General features: G+C 62.2%; 16 protein-coding genes (1 of these 16 cut by a window edge). 7 read left to right on the top strand and 9 right to left on the bottom strand.

What is annotated here, in order from left to right:
• Window positions 1-897, bottom strand: the 5' portion of a protein-coding gene (tyrS, locus tag AC0ZJQ_RS02705) for a tyrosine--tRNA ligase (protein WP_314020091.1). 303 nt of this gene lie to the left of the window's left edge; only the first 897 of its 1,200 coding nucleotides appear in the window; the start codon lies at window positions 895-897; the stop codon falls past the left edge of the window.
• A 174-nt stretch (window positions 898-1,071) separates the two neighbouring features.
• Here tyrS and AC0ZJQ_RS02700 point away from each other — a divergent pair, with 174 nt between their 5' ends.
• Both AC0ZJQ_RS02700 and AC0ZJQ_RS02695 read left to right on the top strand, forming a co-directional pair.
• The gene (locus tag AC0ZJQ_RS02700) at window positions 1,072-2,451 is read left to right on the top strand and encodes a peptidoglycan DD-metalloendopeptidase family protein (RefSeq protein WP_314020090.1); all 1,380 of its coding nucleotides are present in this window, start codon (window positions 1,072-1,074) and stop codon (window positions 2,449-2,451) included.
• A 2-nt stretch (window positions 2,452-2,453) separates the two neighbouring features.
• Window positions 2,454-3,542: an anhydro-N-acetylmuramic acid kinase gene (locus AC0ZJQ_RS02695; RefSeq protein ID WP_314020089.1), complete on the top strand. Its 1,089-nt coding sequence runs from the start codon at window positions 2,454-2,456 to the stop codon at window positions 3,540-3,542.
• Between the two features lie 63 nt (window positions 3,543-3,605).
• Here AC0ZJQ_RS02695 and erpA read toward each other — a convergent pair whose 3' ends face one another.
• Window positions 3,606-3,956 carry an iron-sulfur cluster insertion protein ErpA gene (gene erpA, locus AC0ZJQ_RS02690; protein ID WP_003290145.1) on the bottom strand — a complete coding sequence of 117 codons (351 nt, stop codon included), beginning with the start codon at window positions 3,954-3,956 and terminating at the stop codon, window positions 3,606-3,608.
• 110 nt (window positions 3,957-4,066) lie between these two features.
• Window positions 4,067-5,101, bottom strand: coding sequence for an N-acetyl-gamma-glutamyl-phosphate reductase (gene argC / locus AC0ZJQ_RS02685; RefSeq protein WP_314020088.1), 1,035 nt, complete (start codon window positions 5,099-5,101; stop codon window positions 4,067-4,069).
• A 132-nt stretch (window positions 5,102-5,233) separates the two neighbouring features.
• Here argC and hemJ point away from each other — a divergent pair, with 132 nt between their 5' ends.
• Both hemJ and AC0ZJQ_RS02675 read left to right on the top strand, forming a co-directional pair.
• Entirely contained in the window at window positions 5,234-5,662 is a 429-nt protein-coding gene (gene hemJ / locus AC0ZJQ_RS02680; RefSeq protein ID WP_155551081.1) for a protoporphyrinogen oxidase HemJ, read from the top strand.
• A 69-nt stretch (window positions 5,663-5,731) separates the two neighbouring features.
• Entirely contained in the window at window positions 5,732-6,661 is a 930-nt protein-coding gene (locus AC0ZJQ_RS02675; RefSeq protein ID WP_476477309.1) for a DUF805 domain-containing protein, read from the top strand.
• Window positions 6,662-6,670: 9 nt separating this feature from the next.
• Here the strand turns inward: AC0ZJQ_RS02675 and AC0ZJQ_RS02670 are convergent, their stop codons facing one another.
• Window positions 6,671-8,137: an AAA family ATPase gene (locus AC0ZJQ_RS02670; protein WP_237265108.1), complete on the bottom strand. Its 1,467-nt coding sequence runs from the start codon at window positions 8,135-8,137 to the stop codon at window positions 6,671-6,673.
• An 80-nt stretch (window positions 8,138-8,217) separates the two neighbouring features.
• Here AC0ZJQ_RS02670 and AC0ZJQ_RS02665 point away from each other — a divergent pair, with 80 nt between their 5' ends.
• Window positions 8,218-8,559, top strand: coding sequence for a histidine triad nucleotide-binding protein (locus AC0ZJQ_RS02665; protein WP_008568236.1), 342 nt, complete (start codon window positions 8,218-8,220; stop codon window positions 8,557-8,559).
• A gap of 54 nt (window positions 8,560-8,613) precedes the next feature.
• Complete coding sequence (coq7, locus tag AC0ZJQ_RS02660; RefSeq protein ID WP_155551083.1) at window positions 8,614-9,261, top strand: 2-polyprenyl-3-methyl-6-methoxy-1,4-benzoquinone monooxygenase; 648 nt, start codon at window positions 8,614-8,616, stop codon at window positions 9,259-9,261.
• Between the two features lie 90 nt (window positions 9,262-9,351).
• Here coq7 and AC0ZJQ_RS02655 read toward each other — a convergent pair whose 3' ends face one another.
• On the bottom strand, window positions 9,352-9,774 hold the full coding sequence (locus AC0ZJQ_RS02655) for an OsmC family protein (protein ID WP_008568238.1): 423 nt from the start codon (window positions 9,772-9,774) through the stop codon (window positions 9,352-9,354).
• Between the two features lie 220 nt (window positions 9,775-9,994).
• Between AC0ZJQ_RS02655 and crp the strand changes: the two genes are divergently transcribed.
• Window positions 9,995-10,639, top strand: a complete 645-nt coding sequence (gene crp / locus AC0ZJQ_RS02650; RefSeq protein WP_008568240.1) for a cAMP-activated global transcriptional regulator CRP — start codon at window positions 9,995-9,997, stop codon at window positions 10,637-10,639.
• A 71-nt stretch (window positions 10,640-10,710) separates the two neighbouring features.
• Here the strand turns inward: crp and trpC are convergent, their stop codons facing one another.
• From trpC to trpE, 4 genes are read right to left on the bottom strand one after another with little or no spacing between them, the layout of a single operon-like run.
• On the bottom strand, window positions 10,711-11,544 hold the full coding sequence (gene trpC / locus AC0ZJQ_RS02645) for an indole-3-glycerol phosphate synthase TrpC (protein ID WP_155551084.1): 834 nt from the start codon (window positions 11,542-11,544) through the stop codon (window positions 10,711-10,713).
• Window positions 11,541-12,587 (bottom strand): anthranilate phosphoribosyltransferase, encoded by a 1,047-nt coding sequence (gene trpD / locus AC0ZJQ_RS02640; RefSeq protein WP_476477308.1) that lies wholly within the window; start codon window positions 12,585-12,587, stop codon window positions 11,541-11,543. The genes trpC and trpD overlap by 4 nt, the downstream gene beginning before the upstream one ends.
• Window positions 12,587-13,180, bottom strand: coding sequence for an aminodeoxychorismate/anthranilate synthase component II (locus AC0ZJQ_RS02635; RefSeq protein WP_054094478.1), 594 nt, complete (start codon window positions 13,178-13,180; stop codon window positions 12,587-12,589). Before AC0ZJQ_RS02635 ends, trpD begins: the two co-directional genes overlap by 1 nt.
• A gap of 2 nt (window positions 13,181-13,182) precedes the next feature.
• On the bottom strand, window positions 13,183-14,667 hold the full coding sequence (gene trpE, locus AC0ZJQ_RS02630) for an anthranilate synthase component I (RefSeq protein WP_155551085.1): 1,485 nt from the start codon (window positions 14,665-14,667) through the stop codon (window positions 13,183-13,185).
• Window positions 14,668-14,680: the final 13 nt, after the last annotated feature.

The raw sequence follows: 14,680 nt of genomic DNA, 5'->3' as shown, positions 1-14,680 counted from the left end.
GAATCGTGCAACGATCTCCTCCGCGAGCTTGATCTTGATATCCCGAGGATTCGCCCCGCGCTCGACGTCGGCGCGAAATGCACCGACCTCTTCAACGGTACGAAAGCTCAGCAATTCGAAATAACGCCACATCAGCGCGTCAGGAATCGATACGAGCTTGCTGTACATCACCCCCGGCGACTCCTGAATCCCGACGTAATTACCGAGCGACTTGGACATCTTCTTGACGCCATCCAGCCCCTCAAGCAACGGCATCGTGACCACGCATTGCGATTCCTGCCCATAGGCTCGCTGCAACTCGCGCCCCATAAGCAGATTGAATTTCTGATCGGTCCCACCCAATTCGATATCGGCCTTCAAGGCGACGGAGTCGTAGCCCTGAACGAGCGGGTAAAGGAACTCATGAATCGCTATCGGCTGATTCGTGGCATAACGCTTGCTGAAATCATCGCGCTCCAGCATGCGGGCCACCGTATATTGCGAGGCAAGCCTGATCATGTCCGACGGCTTCAGCTGATCCATCCAGGACGAATTGAAGGCAACCTCGGTCTTCGCTGGATCTAGGATCTTGAATACCTGCGCCTTGTACGTCTCGGCGTTCTCCAACACTTGATCACGAGTCAGTGGCGGCCTTGTTGCGCTCTTGCCGCTCGGATCGCCAATCATTCCGGTGAAGTCGCCGATGAGGAAAATCACCTGGTGCCCCAGGTCCTGTAACTGGCGCATCTTGTTGATCAGCACGGTGTGTCCCAAGTGCAGATCAGGAGCAGTCGGATCGAATCCCGCCTTGACGCGCAGGGGCTGCCCGCGCCGTAGCTTGGCGACCAGCTCCGATTCGACGAGCACTTCGTCAGCGCCCCGCTTGATGACCGACAACTGCTCCTCAACCGACCTCATGACAGGCTCCGCATCTGCAAATTAAGGGGCGCAAGCCTTACAAGATCATGTGAAAAATACAAGCGTGAAGCACGCCGCCGCTCGACGAGCGGGAAGCACTCAAGGGTTGCCTCACGCGGACTTTGCTTATATTTTAGACAGTTATTTCCTGTGCAAAAACATGCCAGATACCTGATGACCAATCAAAAAGCCCCCCTCTACCCGAAGAGCCACCTGTTGGCGGCCAGCGGTGTAGCCGCGCTGCTCAGCCTGGCACTGCTTGTCTTTCCTTCTCGCGAAGTAGAAGCGAAGAAAAGCCTTATTGATCTTCGCCTGGATTACGCCACCGAGCAGGCAGTAGCTCCGGATGCCTCCAAAGACGCCACCGCCCCCGAATCCGATTCGCCTTTTGCGTCCATCGAACAGAGCTCCAACGAAGTAGCTGAGCAACCGGCGTCCCCGCAAGAAGACCCGCGCAGCAAGAAGCTCGTGGCGGCCAACGGCGACACCCTTTCCACGCTGTTCGCCAAAGCCGGTCTTCCGTCCAGCACCGTCCACAGCGTGCTGGCTAGCAGTAAGGACGCTAAACAGCTGAGCCGATTGAAGGTAGGGCAAGTATTCGAATTCCAGCTGACCGAACAGGGCGAGCTCGCCAGCCTGCAGAGCAGGATCAGCGCGCTTGAAACCCTGCACCTCGAAAGAACCGATAGCGGCTATACGTTCAAGAAAGAAGAAATCAAGCCGGAACTGAAAGCCGTATACGCTCATGGTGAGATCAACAGCAGCCTGTTCGTTGCGGCACGTCAGGCCGGCCTGAGCCACAACCTGACGATGGATCTGGCAAACGTATTCGGTTATGACATCGACTTCGCGCTGGACATCCACAAGGGCGATTCCTTCGAACTGATCTACGAAGAGAAGATCATTGATGGCAAGCGCGTTGGTACCGGCAACATTCTGGCTGCACGGTTCGTCAACCGCGGCAAGACCTACACCGCCGTGCGTTACACCAGCAAGAGCGGCACGACCAGTTATTACAACGCCGACGGCAACAGCATGCGCAAGGCGTTCATTCGCACCCCGGTAGACTTTGCCCGCATCAGCTCCCGCTTCTCCAATGGTCGCAAGCATCCGATCCTGAACAAGATTCGTGCTCATAAAGGTGTCGACTATGCCGCTCCGCACGGCACGCCAATCAAGAGCGCTGGCGACGGCAAGGTGCTGCTTGCCGGGCGCAAGGGCGGTTACGGCAATACCGTGGTCATCCAGCACGGGCAGCGTTATCGGACCCTTTACGCGCACATGCAAGGTTTTGCCAAAGGTGTGAGGAACGGCTCCACGGTCAAGCAGGGTCAAATCATCGGCTATATCGGAACGACCGGCCTATCTACCGGACCGCACCTGCACTATGAGTTCCAGGTGGACGGAGCGCATGTCGACCCGCTAGGGCTGAAGCTGCCGATGGCCGATCCGATTGCAAAGAACGAGAAACAGCGCTTCATGGCGCTCAGCCAGCCGCTCATGGCTCGCATGGACGACGAGCGCGCGACCATGCTGGCTCTCAACAAGCAATAAGCATGGCGCTGTATCTCGGCGTCATGTCCGGCACCAGTCTGGACGGACTGGACGTCGCCCTCGTCGAGCAGACCACTCAGACCAGGCTTCTGGCCAGCCGCTTTCGTCCATTACCGGATGATCTACGCCGTGAGATTCTGGCGCTCTGCACTTCCGGGGCCGATGAGCTGGCCCGCGCAGCACTAATCGAGCAGCAGTGGGTGACGCTGGCCGCGTCCGTCATCCGCGAACTGCTCGAGCAAACCCAACTCAAGCCCGAAGCGATCCGCGCGATCGGTAGCCACGGACAAACCGTGCGCCACGAGCCGCAGCGAGGCTTCAGCATTCAGATCGGCAATCCGGCCCTGCTCGCCGAGCTCAGCGGCATCACCGTTGTCGGCGATTTTCGTCGTCGTGATGTCGCCGCTGGCGGACAAGGCGCCCCTTTAGTGCCGGCATTTCACGAAGCGGCGTTCCAGACGGCCGACAGGGTGCGGGCGGTTCTCAACGTCGGCGGCTTCAGTAATCTCAGCCTGCTCAGCCCCGGCGAGCCGGTTCGCGGCTTCGATTGTGGGCCAGGCAATGTTCTGCTGGATACCTGGATCCAGGTGCAACGCGGCCAGTCATTCGATCGAGACGGCGCCTGGGCAGAAAGCGGCAACGTCGATGCCAACTTGTTGCGAGCAATGCTGGATGACGAGTTTTTTGCTCGGCAAGGCCCCAAAAGCACCGGACGTGAATTGTTCAACCTGCCTTGGCTGGAACACCATCTGTCCGGCAGGGCGTTGCTGGCAGAAGATGTTCAGGCGACGCTGCTGGAACTGACGGCACGCAGCATCAGCGAGGCGCTGGAGCGCGCGCAGCCCGACACTGAGGAGCTGCTCGTTTGCGGCGGCGGCGCCCACAACACTGCGCTGATGCGGCGACTGCAGGCTCTGCAGCCCAATCGTCACGTCTGCACCACCGATGCGTTCGGCATCGCTCCCGACTGGGTGGAAGCCGCGGCCTTCGCGTGGCTGGCACACTGCTGTCTGGAAAACATTCCGGCCAACCGCCCCAGCGTGACCGGCGCAAGAGGCCCGCGAATCCTCGGCGCGATCTATCCGGCCTAAGCGGCAACCTCCATAAACGAAAACGCCGCGCAAAGCGCGGCGTTTATCGCAAGCAGGGTGACTTCAGATCGAGAACGACTGACCGCAGCCACAGGTCGTCGTGGCATTCGGGTTCGTGATCACGAAGCGGGACCCTTCCAGCCCCTCCTGGTAATCGACTTCCGCTCCAGCCAGATACTGATAGCTCATCGGATCCACGACCAGACTAACCCCTTCGCGCTCGATGATCGTGTCATCGTCCGCCACGTCCTCATCGAACGTGAAACCATACTGGAAGCCCGAGCAACCGCCACCCGTGACGAATACGCGCAGCTTCAGCCGCGGATTGCCCTCTTCTTCGACCAGGGTCTTCACCTTACTCGCGGCACCCTGGCTGAACTGGATCGCGGTGGGTGTGAAGGATTCGACACTCATTGAGTTCTCCCGGCGCTAGAACGCCTACTGCTATGGCGAAGCATTATCCGCTTGCCCTACCAAATTGGTCAACTATTGGCCGCTCAGGAAAGCCGCTCGGTTTTCGGCCTTTAAGGCAGCAAGGCGACGTTGTTCAGCCCCAGACGCTCATCCATGCCGAAAATGATGTTCATGTTCTGGATCGCCTGACCCGATGCGCCCTTCACCAGATTATCGATAACCGAAAGTACCACCACCAGATCACCACCTTGCGGGCGATGCACCGCGATACGGCACATGTTCGCACCACGCACGCTGCGTGTCTCCGGATGGCTGCCCGCCGGCATCACATCGACGAAGGGCTCGTCGGCGTAGCGCTTTTCGTACAGTGCCTGCACGTCTACCGAGGTGTCGATCAAGCTTGCATAGAGCGTGGCATGGATGCCGCGAATCATCGGAGTCAAGTGGGGAACGAAGGTCAGCCCCACCTCGCCGCCAGCCGCGCGGCGCAGCCCTTGACTGATTTCCGGCAGATGGCGATGCCCCTTGACCGCATAGGCCATCATGCTTTCGCCGGCCTCGGTGAACAGTGAGCCAATCTTCGCCGCACGCCCCGCACCGCTGACGCCGGACTTGCAATCGGCGATCAGCCGGCCGTTGTCGACCAGACCGTTCTCCAAGAGCGGTAGAAAGCCGAGCTGAGTGGCGGTGGGATAACAACCCGCTACGGCGATCAACCGCGCGCCGCGAATCTGCTCGCGATTGACCTCAGGCAGACCATAGACCGCCTCGCCCAACAGGTGCGGTGCACCATGCGGCTGGCCGTACCATCTGGACCACTCTTCGGCATCCTGCAGGCGGAAATCCGCCGATAGATCGATTACCCGCGTTCCAGCGTCGAGCAGCTCTTCGGCCAGTGCATGCGCCACTCCGTGCGGTGTCGCGAAGAAGACCACATCGCAGGCGCCCAGCTTGGCCACATCCGGTACGCTGAACGCGAGCCCGTCATAGTGGCCGCGCAGATTGGGATACAGGTCGGTAACCTTGACACCGTCTTCCGAGCGCGAGGTGATCACCACCACCTCGGCTTGCGGGTGCTGGGCCAGCAGGCGCAGCAGTTCCACCCCGGTGTAGCCCGTGCCGCCGACGATACCGACCTTGATCATGTCTGCCTCGCAATGAACGTCGTAAAAGTAAAGGATGATAAAGCTGCTTTGGTTGTCGGCCAACCATCAGGGTGACGGATCGTCCGACAATCAATACTATCGGCAGCCATCGGAACTCGGAGACGCCCGCGAATGTTCTATCTCTGGCTTAAAGCCTTCCACCTCATCTCCATCGTGTGCTGGTTCGCCGGTCTGTTCTACCTCCCGCGTCTGTTCGTCTACCACGCCATGAGCGACGACGCGCCCAGCCGCGAACGCTTCAAGGTCATGGAGCGCAAACTTTATCGCGGCATCATGCTGCCCTCGATGGTGGCAACCCTGGCGTTCGGCATCGCGATGGCAGCGCTCAATCCGACGCTGTTCACCGGCGGTGGCTGGCTGCACGTGAAGCTCGCACTGGTCCTCTTGCTGATCGGCTACCACCACATGTGCGGCGCCCAGCTCAAGCGTTTCGCCCGCGATGAAAATGTCCGCGGGCATGTGTTCTACCGCTGGTTCAACGAAGTACCGGTGCTGTTCCTGCTGGCGATCGTTATCCTGGCGGTGATAAAGCCCTTCTGACGCGCCACGGATGGCGATGCGTAGGCGTCGCCGAAGACGAGATCTGTTTTTCAGTGACACGGATGCCACATGAACGAAGCCCATTACAAGATTCTCTTCCGCGGCGAGCTGATACCCGGCGCCAGCGCCGATGCCGTGAAAAACAATCTGGCACAGCTTTTCAAGACCGATCGCGCGCGGATCGAGCGACTTTTCGGCGCGAGCGAAGTCGCGCTCAAGCGCCATCTGCACAGCGACGAAGCCGACCGTTATCTGGCCGCCCTCCGTCGCGCCGGCGTCCACGCGCACAAGGAGCCTGAGCAGCTCCAGCTTCAACTGCAGGAACTGACCGACAAGCCAGCCGCAGATCAGCCGCAAATGAACTGCCCCAAGTGCGGGCATACGCAACCGCAGCACGAACAATGCTCGGCGTGCGGAATCGTCATCGCGAAATTTCTTGCCCGACAGGCGCAGCGGGCGAAGGACGTTTCGCCACCTGCCACTGCTGACAGCCAATCACCGTACGCCCCGCCGCAGGCAACGCTCGAGATGCCACTGGAGAGCCACGGCGAGTTGCGCGTGTTCTCTGTGCAGGGCCGCATCGGCCGACTGCGCTATCTGGCTTGGTCCCTGGTGGTAATGGTGGCCGTTGCCGGTCTGTTCGGCATAGCCGCCATCGTGGCAGCGATCTCGAAACCTGTCGGGTTGTTGCTCATGGCACTGCTGGCGATCGCCGCCCTGGTGATTAACGTGCAGATCGGGGTCCAGCGACTGCACGACATCGGCATGTCTGGCTGGCTTCTGCTGCTCAATCTGGTGCCGGTGATAGGTGTCTTCGTGCCGCTACTGATGATCGTTATTCCCGGCAAGCGCGGGCCGAATCGCTACGGCCCGCCGCAGCCAGCCAACAGCCTGGCGGTGAAGGCGCTGGCGGCGCTGTGGCTGCTGCTGGTGATCGGGGGAGTATTGGTCGCGATCACCGTGCCTGCCGCCACGCAGTATCTGCACCGCGCCGGCTGACGCGCCAGCTCAGTCGGCCTGTACGGCGCGACCGTCCGCCCAGGCACGCAGCGCCGCCAGATCCTCGGCCATCACCACCGAAAGCGGTGACGTCGCCTGGATGCTTTCCACCAGCAGCGGCAGGTCGACCGCCCGTTGGCGAGCCTGCGCGGCATACACGGCACTAACTACCACCTGCTCGATCTCGGCGCCGGAGAAACCCGCGCTGGCATCGGCCAGCACGTTCAGATCGAAATCCGCCTCGGCCAGCTCGCGACGCGTCAGGTGGATACGGAAGATGTCCGCGCGCGTCTCGCTATCCGGCAGATCGACGAAAAACAGCTCGTCGAAGCGCCCCTTGCGCAGCAGCTCCGGCGGCAACCGATCGATCGCATTGGCCGTGGCGACCATGAATACCGGTGCCGCGCGTTCGGCCATCCAAGTCAGCAACGTACCCAGCACTCGTTGGCTGACGCCACCGTCCATCTCGCCGGTCGCCAGGCCCTTCTCGATTTCATCCATCCACAGCACGCACGGCACCATCTGCTCAGCCAGACGCAGCGCCTCGCGCAGGTTGCGCTCGGTCTCGCCGAAGTACTTGTTGTACAGGCAGGCGAAGTCCAGGCGCAGCAACGGCAGCCCCCAGAGTCCGGCCACCGCTTTCGCCGCCAGGCTCTTGCCGCCACCCTGCACGCCCACGAGCATCACCCCGCGCGGCATATCCGCCGCCGCACCGGCGAGGAACGCGCTCTGGCGCTCGCCCAACCAGCGCCGGAAATGCCGCAAACCGCCCACCTCGGCGAAGCGCGCCGTCTCGCGTTCGAAGCTCAACACACCGTCCAGGTCGAGCAGCTGGAACTTGCCGCGGTTGAGTTCCGGTAAGTCTTCCTGGGTGATGGCGCCATCGTCACAGATCAGATTGCGCGCCAGGCTGCGCGCCTCCGCATGGCTCATGCCACGCAGATTCTTCACCACCTGCTGCAGGGTCCGATTGTCGGTGCGTACCCGCGCACCGCGATTGCGCTCGCTCCAGCGCGCGGCTTCCTCGCGGACGATCGCCAGCAATTCTTCCTCGCTCGGCAATGCAAGGCTGAAGCGCGCGGTCAGGCGCTGCAGCTCCGCCGGCAGCTTCAGCGCGTGCGAAACCAGCACCAGTGTCGGCGTCGCCCCCATTGCAATCTCCTTGAGCAGGCGCACCACGCGAGGCTCGTCGAGAAACGGATGAAGATCGCAGAACACGTACAGATTCGGCTGGGGATCATGCTTGACTAGCCGGAGCGCGGTTTCCGGCGCGTTGCTGTCCTCGCCCTGCGGTTCGCCGCCAAAACCGAGGCGGCGCACGCCCTCGGTTATCGACCACACGTAAAGGCTCAAGCCCCGCCGCACAGCCAGGCCTGTCAGCGTTTCCAGCACACGCAGCTCGTCCCACGACTCGATCACGATCAGCCGAACGCGTGAGTCGAGCACCAGTCCCAGATCATGAATATCGTTCTTCACCCCATCTCCTTATGGTGGGATTCATCAGCCTCGAAGCGGCCTGTTACACTGTCCAACCGCTCAACGCCTGGAGGAATGCCATGGATTGCCTGTTCTGCAAGATCGTGGCTGGGGATATCCCGGCACGCAAGCTCTACGAAGACGACCAAGTCATAGCATTCGAAGATATTGCTCCGCAGGCGCCGGTGCATTTCCTGGTCATCCCGAAAAAACACATTCCGACCCTGCATGACCTCAGCGAGAAGGATGACAAGGCCCTGGCCGGACACATCCTGTTCACCGCCCAGCGTCTGGCCGAGCAACGCGGTTGTGCCGAGGGTTTTCGTGTGGTGATGAACTGCAACGACCTCGGCGGACAGACGGTCTATCACATTCACATGCACGTGCTGGGACAGCGCCAGATGCACTGGCCGCCGGGTTGATTGGCGCCCTGCGTTCACGAATCCATCCGCGCGTCGTTTCAATCCGGAGGCATCATGACAACCCATCGCCATTACTCCCCCGCTGATCGCCTGCTGATGCAGGCTGACGCGGCGCTGCGCACATTGCTGCCCTTCAGCGGCCAACCCGGTCGGCCCTCGCCCGCCGTGGTCAAGCCGGACGCCGAACTGGACGAGCGCGACTCGCGCCACGTCGCCGGGCTGATGCGCATCAACCACACCGGTGAGGTGTGCGCGCAAGCGCTGTACCAGGGGCAGGCGCTCACCGCGCGACTGCCACAGGTGCGCGCGGCGATGGAACGCGCGGCCGACGAGGAAATCGACCACCTGGCCTGGTGCGAGCAACGCATTCGCCAACTGGGCAGCCACACCAGCGTGCTCAATCCGCTGTTCTATGGCCTCTCCTTCAGTATCGGCGCCTCGGCCGGACTGATCAGCGACCGGGTCAGCCTGGGCTTCGTTGCGGCCACTGAAGATCAGGTCTGCAAGCACCTGGACGACCACCTCGGACAACTTCCGGCCGAAGACGAGAAATCCCGCGCCATCCTCGAACAGATGCGTGTCGACGAAGCCGAGCACTCCACCAACGCGATTGCTGCCGGTGGCCTGCGCTTTCCGGCACCGATCAAGTTCGGCATGAGCATGATGGCCAAGGTGATGACGAAGACCACCTACCGCATCTAGCCCGCCGGATGCTGTAATAAGAAAAGGACGCCTGGAGCGTCCTTTTCTTATTAAGCAAGTCTCTCGACTTGGAGGTATGCGCGGAGAAACTCAGCCCAGTTCGACAATCTCGTAGTCGTGGCTGATCTCGACGCCTGCGCGGCCCAGCATGATCGATGCCGAGCAGTATTTCTCGGCGGAAAGTTCGACCGCTCGTTTGACCTGCGCTTCTTTCAGGCCGCGGCCCTTGACCACGAAACGCAGATGAATCTTGGTGAATACCTTGGGATCTTCGGCTGCACGCTCGGCTTCGAGAAAGGCCTCGCAGCTTTCCACCGCTTGCCGTGATTTGCGGAGAATGCTGACGACATCGAAGTTGCTGCAGCCGCCCAAGCCGAGCAACAGCATCTCCATCGGACGCACACCGAGGTTGCGCCCGCCGCTCTCCGGCGGGCCGTCCATCACGACCACATGGCCGCTGCCGGATTCGCCGAGAAACATGGCCTCGCCCGCCCATTGAATGCGCGCTTTCATTCACTAACTCCCAGAAAAAATTGCCAGATAGCTTAACATGCACGGTTCGAGTGCTGAGGACTGCACCCCCGACCAAAGGCGCGTTGACCGACTGCGTAACTCTGTCGCAACTTCGGTTGGTTAAATTTCGTCTGATAAGCTGGGCCTCAGCTTATCAACGACTGTTCGTCACACATAACAAGAACCAGCCTCATTCCAAGTATTTTCCGGGACCTAGAGCATGGTAGCTATCACACTTACGCCAAAGATCAAGAACATCGACAAACTGCTGGCCCACTGTCACCGACGTCGATATACCGCCAAGAGCACCATCATTTACGCCGGTGATCGCTGCGAATCGCTTTTCTTTATCGTCAAGGGTTCGGTGACCATTCTGATCGAGGACGATGACGGCCGCGAGATGATCATCGCCTACCTCAATGCCGGCGACTTCTTCGGCGAGATGGGTCTGTTCGAAAAGGAAGGCAGCGAGAAAGAACGCAGCGCCTGGGTCCGCGCCAAGACCGAGTGCGAAGTCGCCGAACTCAGTTACGCCAAGTTCCGCGAACTGACGCAGCAGGACCCCGAAATTCTCTACGCGCTGGGCAGCCAGATGGCTGATCGCCTGCGCAACACCACCCGCAAGGTCGGCGACCTGGCATTTCTCGACGTTACCGGCCGCGTCGCCCGCACGCTGCTCGACCTGTGCAAGCAGCCCGACGCGATGACTCATCCCGACGGCATGCAGATCAAGATCACCCGCCAGGAAATCGGCCGCATCGTCGGTTGCTCGCGCGAGATGGTCGGCCGCGTGCTGAAAAGCCTGGAATCGCAGGGACTGGTCTACGTCAAAGGCAAGACAATGGTGGTATTCGGAACGCGCTGAACCTGCAGCGGCACCGGAAGAACGAAGGCCGAGGCATCACCGATGCCCCGGCTTTTTTTTTCAGCGGCGCATCACTCCGGCGCGCCACCCGCGATCCGCGCACGGCGACCGGGGAAGAACAACCGCTGCAGCTCGGCGCCCGGCTGCTCGGCACGCATGAACGCCTCGCCCACCAGAAACGCATAGACCTGATTGATCTCCATCAGCTCGACGTCGGCACGGTTGAGGATGCCGCTCTCGGTCACCACCACACGGTCCTGCGGCACGCGCGGCAGCAAGTCCAGCGTCGTCTCGAGATTGACCTCGAACGTGTGCAGGTTGCGGTTGTTGATTCCCAGCAGCGGCGTTTCCAGTTTCAGCGCACGCTCAAGCTCATCGCCGTCGTGCACCTCCACCAGCACATCCAGCCCGTGCTGCGCGGCCACGGCCGCCAGCTCGGCCATGCGCGCATCCTCCAGCGCAGCGACGATCAGCAGGATGCAGTCGGCACCCAGCGCGCGGGCCTCGACCACCTGGTAGGGATCGACCATGAAGTCCTTGCGGATCACCGGCAGGCTGCAGGCCGCACGTGCCTGCTGCAGGTAGGCATCGGCACCCTGGAAGAAATCAACGTCGGTCAACACCGACAGGCAGGCCGCGCCACCCGCTTCGTAGCTGCGCGCGATCTCGGCGGGGTCGAAGTTTTCGCGCAGCACGCCTTTGCTCGGCGATGCCTTCTTCACCTCCGCGATCACCGCCGCTTCCTTGGCCTTGACCCGCCGCTGCACGGCCGCGGCGAAGCCACGTACCGGGTCAGCCGCGGCAGCCAGGCGCTCGAGTTCGTCCAGACCGACCCGCGAACGGCGCTCGGCGACTTCCTCGTACTTGCGCGCGATGATCTTCTCCAGCACGGTCGGCACGCTCATTTCTGGTTCTCCTGCTTGAATACGGCGGTGAAGGACACCAGCTCCTCGAACTTGTCCCGGGCGATGCCGGTACTCAGCGCATCGTGGGCCAGCTCGACACCCTGCTTCAGGGTCCAGGCCTGATCGGCGGCGTACAGCGCTGCACCGGCGTTGAGCACGATAATGTCGGCGGCCTTCTGCCCGTTCTCGGTCTTGCGCCGCCCGAGCGCATCGCGGATCAGCGCCAGCGAGCCCTGCGCATCTTCGACGTTCAGACCGATCAGACTCTGGCTCTTGATGCCGAAGTCCTCCGGCTGCACGGCGTACTCGCGGATTTCGCCGTCCTTCAGCTCGGCGATGTGGGTCGGCGCGGCCAGGCTGATCTCGTCCAGACCGTCCTGCGCATGCACCACCAGCACATGCTTGCTGCCCAGACGCTGCAGCACCTCGGCCATCGGCCGGCACAGCGCCTTGCTGAACACGCCGAGTACCTGATGACGAACGCCGGCCGGATTGGCCATCGGCCCCAGAATGTTGAACAGCGTGCGCAGCCCCAGTTCACGTCGCGGCCCGGCGGCGAACTTCATCGCACCGTGATGGGCCGGCGCGAACATGAAGCCGACGCCCACGGTATCGACACTGCGCGCCACCTGCTCGGGGGTGAGGTCGAGGTAGACGCCGGCCGCTTCCAGCAGATCGGCGCTGCCGCTCTTGCCCGACACGGCGCGATTGCCATGTTTGGCCACCTTGCCGCCAGCAGCGGCGACGACGAAGGCGGCAGCCGTGGAGACGTTGAAGATGTTCATGCCGTCGCCACCGGTACCGCAGGTATCGACCAACCGGTCGACCTCGAACCTCACCGGCTCGGCCAGCTCGCGCATGACTTGCACGGCGCCGACGATCTCGTCGATGGTCTCGCTCTTCATGCGCATGCCCATGAGGAACGCGCCGATCTGCGCGTCGGTGCACTGACCGGTCATGATCTGGCGCATCACCGCCTTCATTTCCTCGGTGGAGAGGTCGAGCTGCCCGGCGATGCGGTTGAGGGCTTCCTTGATATCCATCAGCGCACGCCTCCGGTCTGCTTCAGAAAGTTGGCGAACAGCTCATGGCCCTGTTCGGTCAGGATCGATTCGGGATGGAACTGCACCCCTTCGATATTCAGCGTCTTGTGGCGCAGGCCCATGATCTCGTCGACCGAGCCGTCTTCCAGCTGGGTCCAGGCGCTGATTTCCAGGCACTCGGGCAGAGTCTCGCGCTTGACCACCAGCGAGTGGTAACGGGTGACGGTGAGCGGATTGTTCAGCCCGGCAAACACGCCCTGATCGCGATGGAACACCGGGCTGGTCTTGCCGTGCATGGCCTGGCGCGCGCGCACCACGTCGCCACCGAACGCCTGGCCGATGCTCTGGTGGCCGAGGCAGACGCCGAGAATCGGCAGCTTGCCGGCGAAATGGCGAATCAGCTCCAGCGATACACCGGCTTCGTTCGGCGTGCACGGACCGGGAGAGACGACGATGCGCTCGGGCTGCAGCGCCTCGATTTCGGCCACGCTCAGCTCGTCGTTGCGCACCACCTTGACGTCCGCGCCCAGCTCGCCGAGGTACTGCACGACGTTGTAGGTAAAAGAATCGTAGTTATCCAGCATCAGCAGCATGATCAGTTCTCCTGCTGGTCGCGTTCGGCGAGGGCCACCGCGCGGAACATGGCGCGGCGCTTGTTCAGCGTCTCTTCCCACTCCAGCGCCGGCTGCGAGTCGGCAACGATGCCGGCGCCGGCCTGCACATGCAGTTCGCCGTCCTTGATCACCGCGGTGCGGATGGCGATCGCGGTATCCATGTTGCCGTTCCAGGCGAGGTAACCGACGGCGCCGCCGTAGACGCCGCGCTTGACCGGTTCCAGCTCGTCGATGATCTCCATCGCGCGGATCTTAGGCGCACCGGACAGCGTGCCCGCGGGCAGGATCGCGCGCAGCGCATCCATGGCCGACAGGCGCGCCTTGAGCTGACCGGTGACGTTGGAAACGATGTGCATGACATTGGAATAACGCTCGATGACCATCTTCTCGGTGACCTTCACCGAACCGGTCTCGGCCACCCGGCCGACATCGTTGCGTCCCAGATCGATCAGCATCAAGTGCTCGGCCAGCTCCTTGCTGTCCGACAGCAGGTCCTGCTCGAGCGCCAGATCGGCTTCCTCGCTGGCACCGCGCGGGCGGGTGCCGGCAATCGGGCGCACGGTGACCAGGCCGTCCTCGACCCGCACCAGTACCTCCGGCGAGGAGCCGACCACATGAAAGTCGCCGAAGTTGAAGAAGTACATGTACGGCGTCGGATTGAAGCAGCGCAGCGCCCGATACAGGTCGATCGGCGCCGCCTCGAACGGGATCGACATGCGCTGCGAGATCACCACCTGCATGCAGTCGCCGGCGAGGATGTAGTCCTTGATGCGGCGCACGGCCTGCTCGAAATCCTCGCGACTGAAGCTCGAGCGGAAGCTCGGCTCCCGCCCGGCGGACGCCTCGAAATCCAGTCCGAGGCGCGGCGCGATCGGCTGGCGCAGCTTCTCGCGCAGCTGCGCCAGATGCGCCAGCCCTTGCTCATAGGCGCCCTCGACGGCCGGATCGACCAGCACGATGCAGTGCAGCTTGCCGGCCAGATTGTCGAACACCACCACCGCGTCGGAGACCATCAGCAGGATGTCCGGCGTGCCCAGCGGATCGGGATGCGGGCACCGTGCCAGCTTGCGCTCGACGTAGCGCACGCTGTCGTAACCGAAATAGCCCACCAGACCGCCGTTGAAGCGCGGCAGGCCGGCGACCGGCGCCACGCGGTAGCGCTGCTGGAAGGATTCGACGAAGGCCAGCGGGTCCTCGACCTCGAGCGCTTCGGTCTCGGCGCCATCGACCGTCACGCGGACGTGGTGATCATGCACGCGCAATACGGTGCGGCAAGGCAGACCGATGATCGAATAGCGCCCCCACTTTTCCCCGCCCTGCACCGACTCGAGCAGGTAGGAATTGGGCGCATCGGCGAGCTTGAGGTACAGCGACAGCGGCGTATCGAAATCGGCCAGCGTCTCGAACGACAGCGGAATGCGGTTGTGGCCTTCGGCGGCCAGGCGCAGGAATTCTTCGCGGGTCATATCAGCCTCGTGG

The sequence above is a fragment of the Stutzerimonas sp. 21-1 genome (assembly GCF_056336065.1).
The sequence above is the reverse complement of the archived record's forward strand: the minus strand, read 5'-3'. Positions and strand labels throughout refer to the sequence as shown.

Bases quoted from the DNA above. Each gene is read 5' to 3' on its own strand.
- AC0ZJQ_RS02655 (WP_008568238.1), bottom strand. From the start codon at position 9,774: ATGAAAGCGCGCATTCAATGGGCGGGCGAGGCCATGTTTCTCGGCGAA.
- crp (WP_008568240.1), top strand. From the start codon at position 9,995: ATGGTAGCTATCACACTTACGCCAAAGATCAAGAACATCGACAAACTG.
- erpA (WP_003290145.1), bottom strand. From the start codon at position 3,956: ATGAGTGTCGAATCCTTCACACCCACCGCGATCCAGTTCAGCCAGGGT.
- argC (WP_314020088.1), bottom strand. From the start codon at position 5,101: ATGATCAAGGTCGGTATCGTCGGCGGCACGGGCTACACCGGGGTGGAA.
- AC0ZJQ_RS02695 (WP_314020089.1), top strand. From the start codon at position 2,454: ATGGCGCTGTATCTCGGCGTCATGTCCGGCACCAGTCTGGACGGACTG.
- hemJ (WP_155551081.1), top strand. From the start codon at position 5,234: ATGTTCTATCTCTGGCTTAAAGCCTTCCACCTCATCTCCATCGTGTGC.
- trpE (WP_155551085.1), bottom strand. From the start codon at position 14,667: ATGACCCGCGAAGAATTCCTGCGCCTGGCCGCCGAAGGCCACAACCGC.
- coq7 (WP_155551083.1), top strand. From the start codon at position 8,614: ATGACAACCCATCGCCATTACTCCCCCGCTGATCGCCTGCTGATGCAG.
- trpC (WP_155551084.1), bottom strand. From the start codon at position 11,544: ATGAGCGTGCCGACCGTGCTGGAGAAGATCATCGCGCGCAAGTACGAG.
- AC0ZJQ_RS02700 (WP_314020090.1), top strand. From the start codon at position 1,072: ATGACCAATCAAAAAGCCCCCCTCTACCCGAAGAGCCACCTGTTGGCG.
- AC0ZJQ_RS02665 (WP_008568236.1), top strand. From the start codon at position 8,218: ATGGATTGCCTGTTCTGCAAGATCGTGGCTGGGGATATCCCGGCACGC.
- trpD (WP_476477308.1), bottom strand. From the start codon at position 12,587: ATGGATATCAAGGAAGCCCTCAACCGCATCGCCGGGCAGCTCGACCTC.
- AC0ZJQ_RS02635 (WP_054094478.1), bottom strand. From the start codon at position 13,180: ATGCTGCTGATGCTGGATAACTACGATTCTTTTACCTACAACGTCGTG.
- AC0ZJQ_RS02675 (WP_476477309.1), top strand. From the start codon at position 5,732: ATGAACGAAGCCCATTACAAGATTCTCTTCCGCGGCGAGCTGATACCC.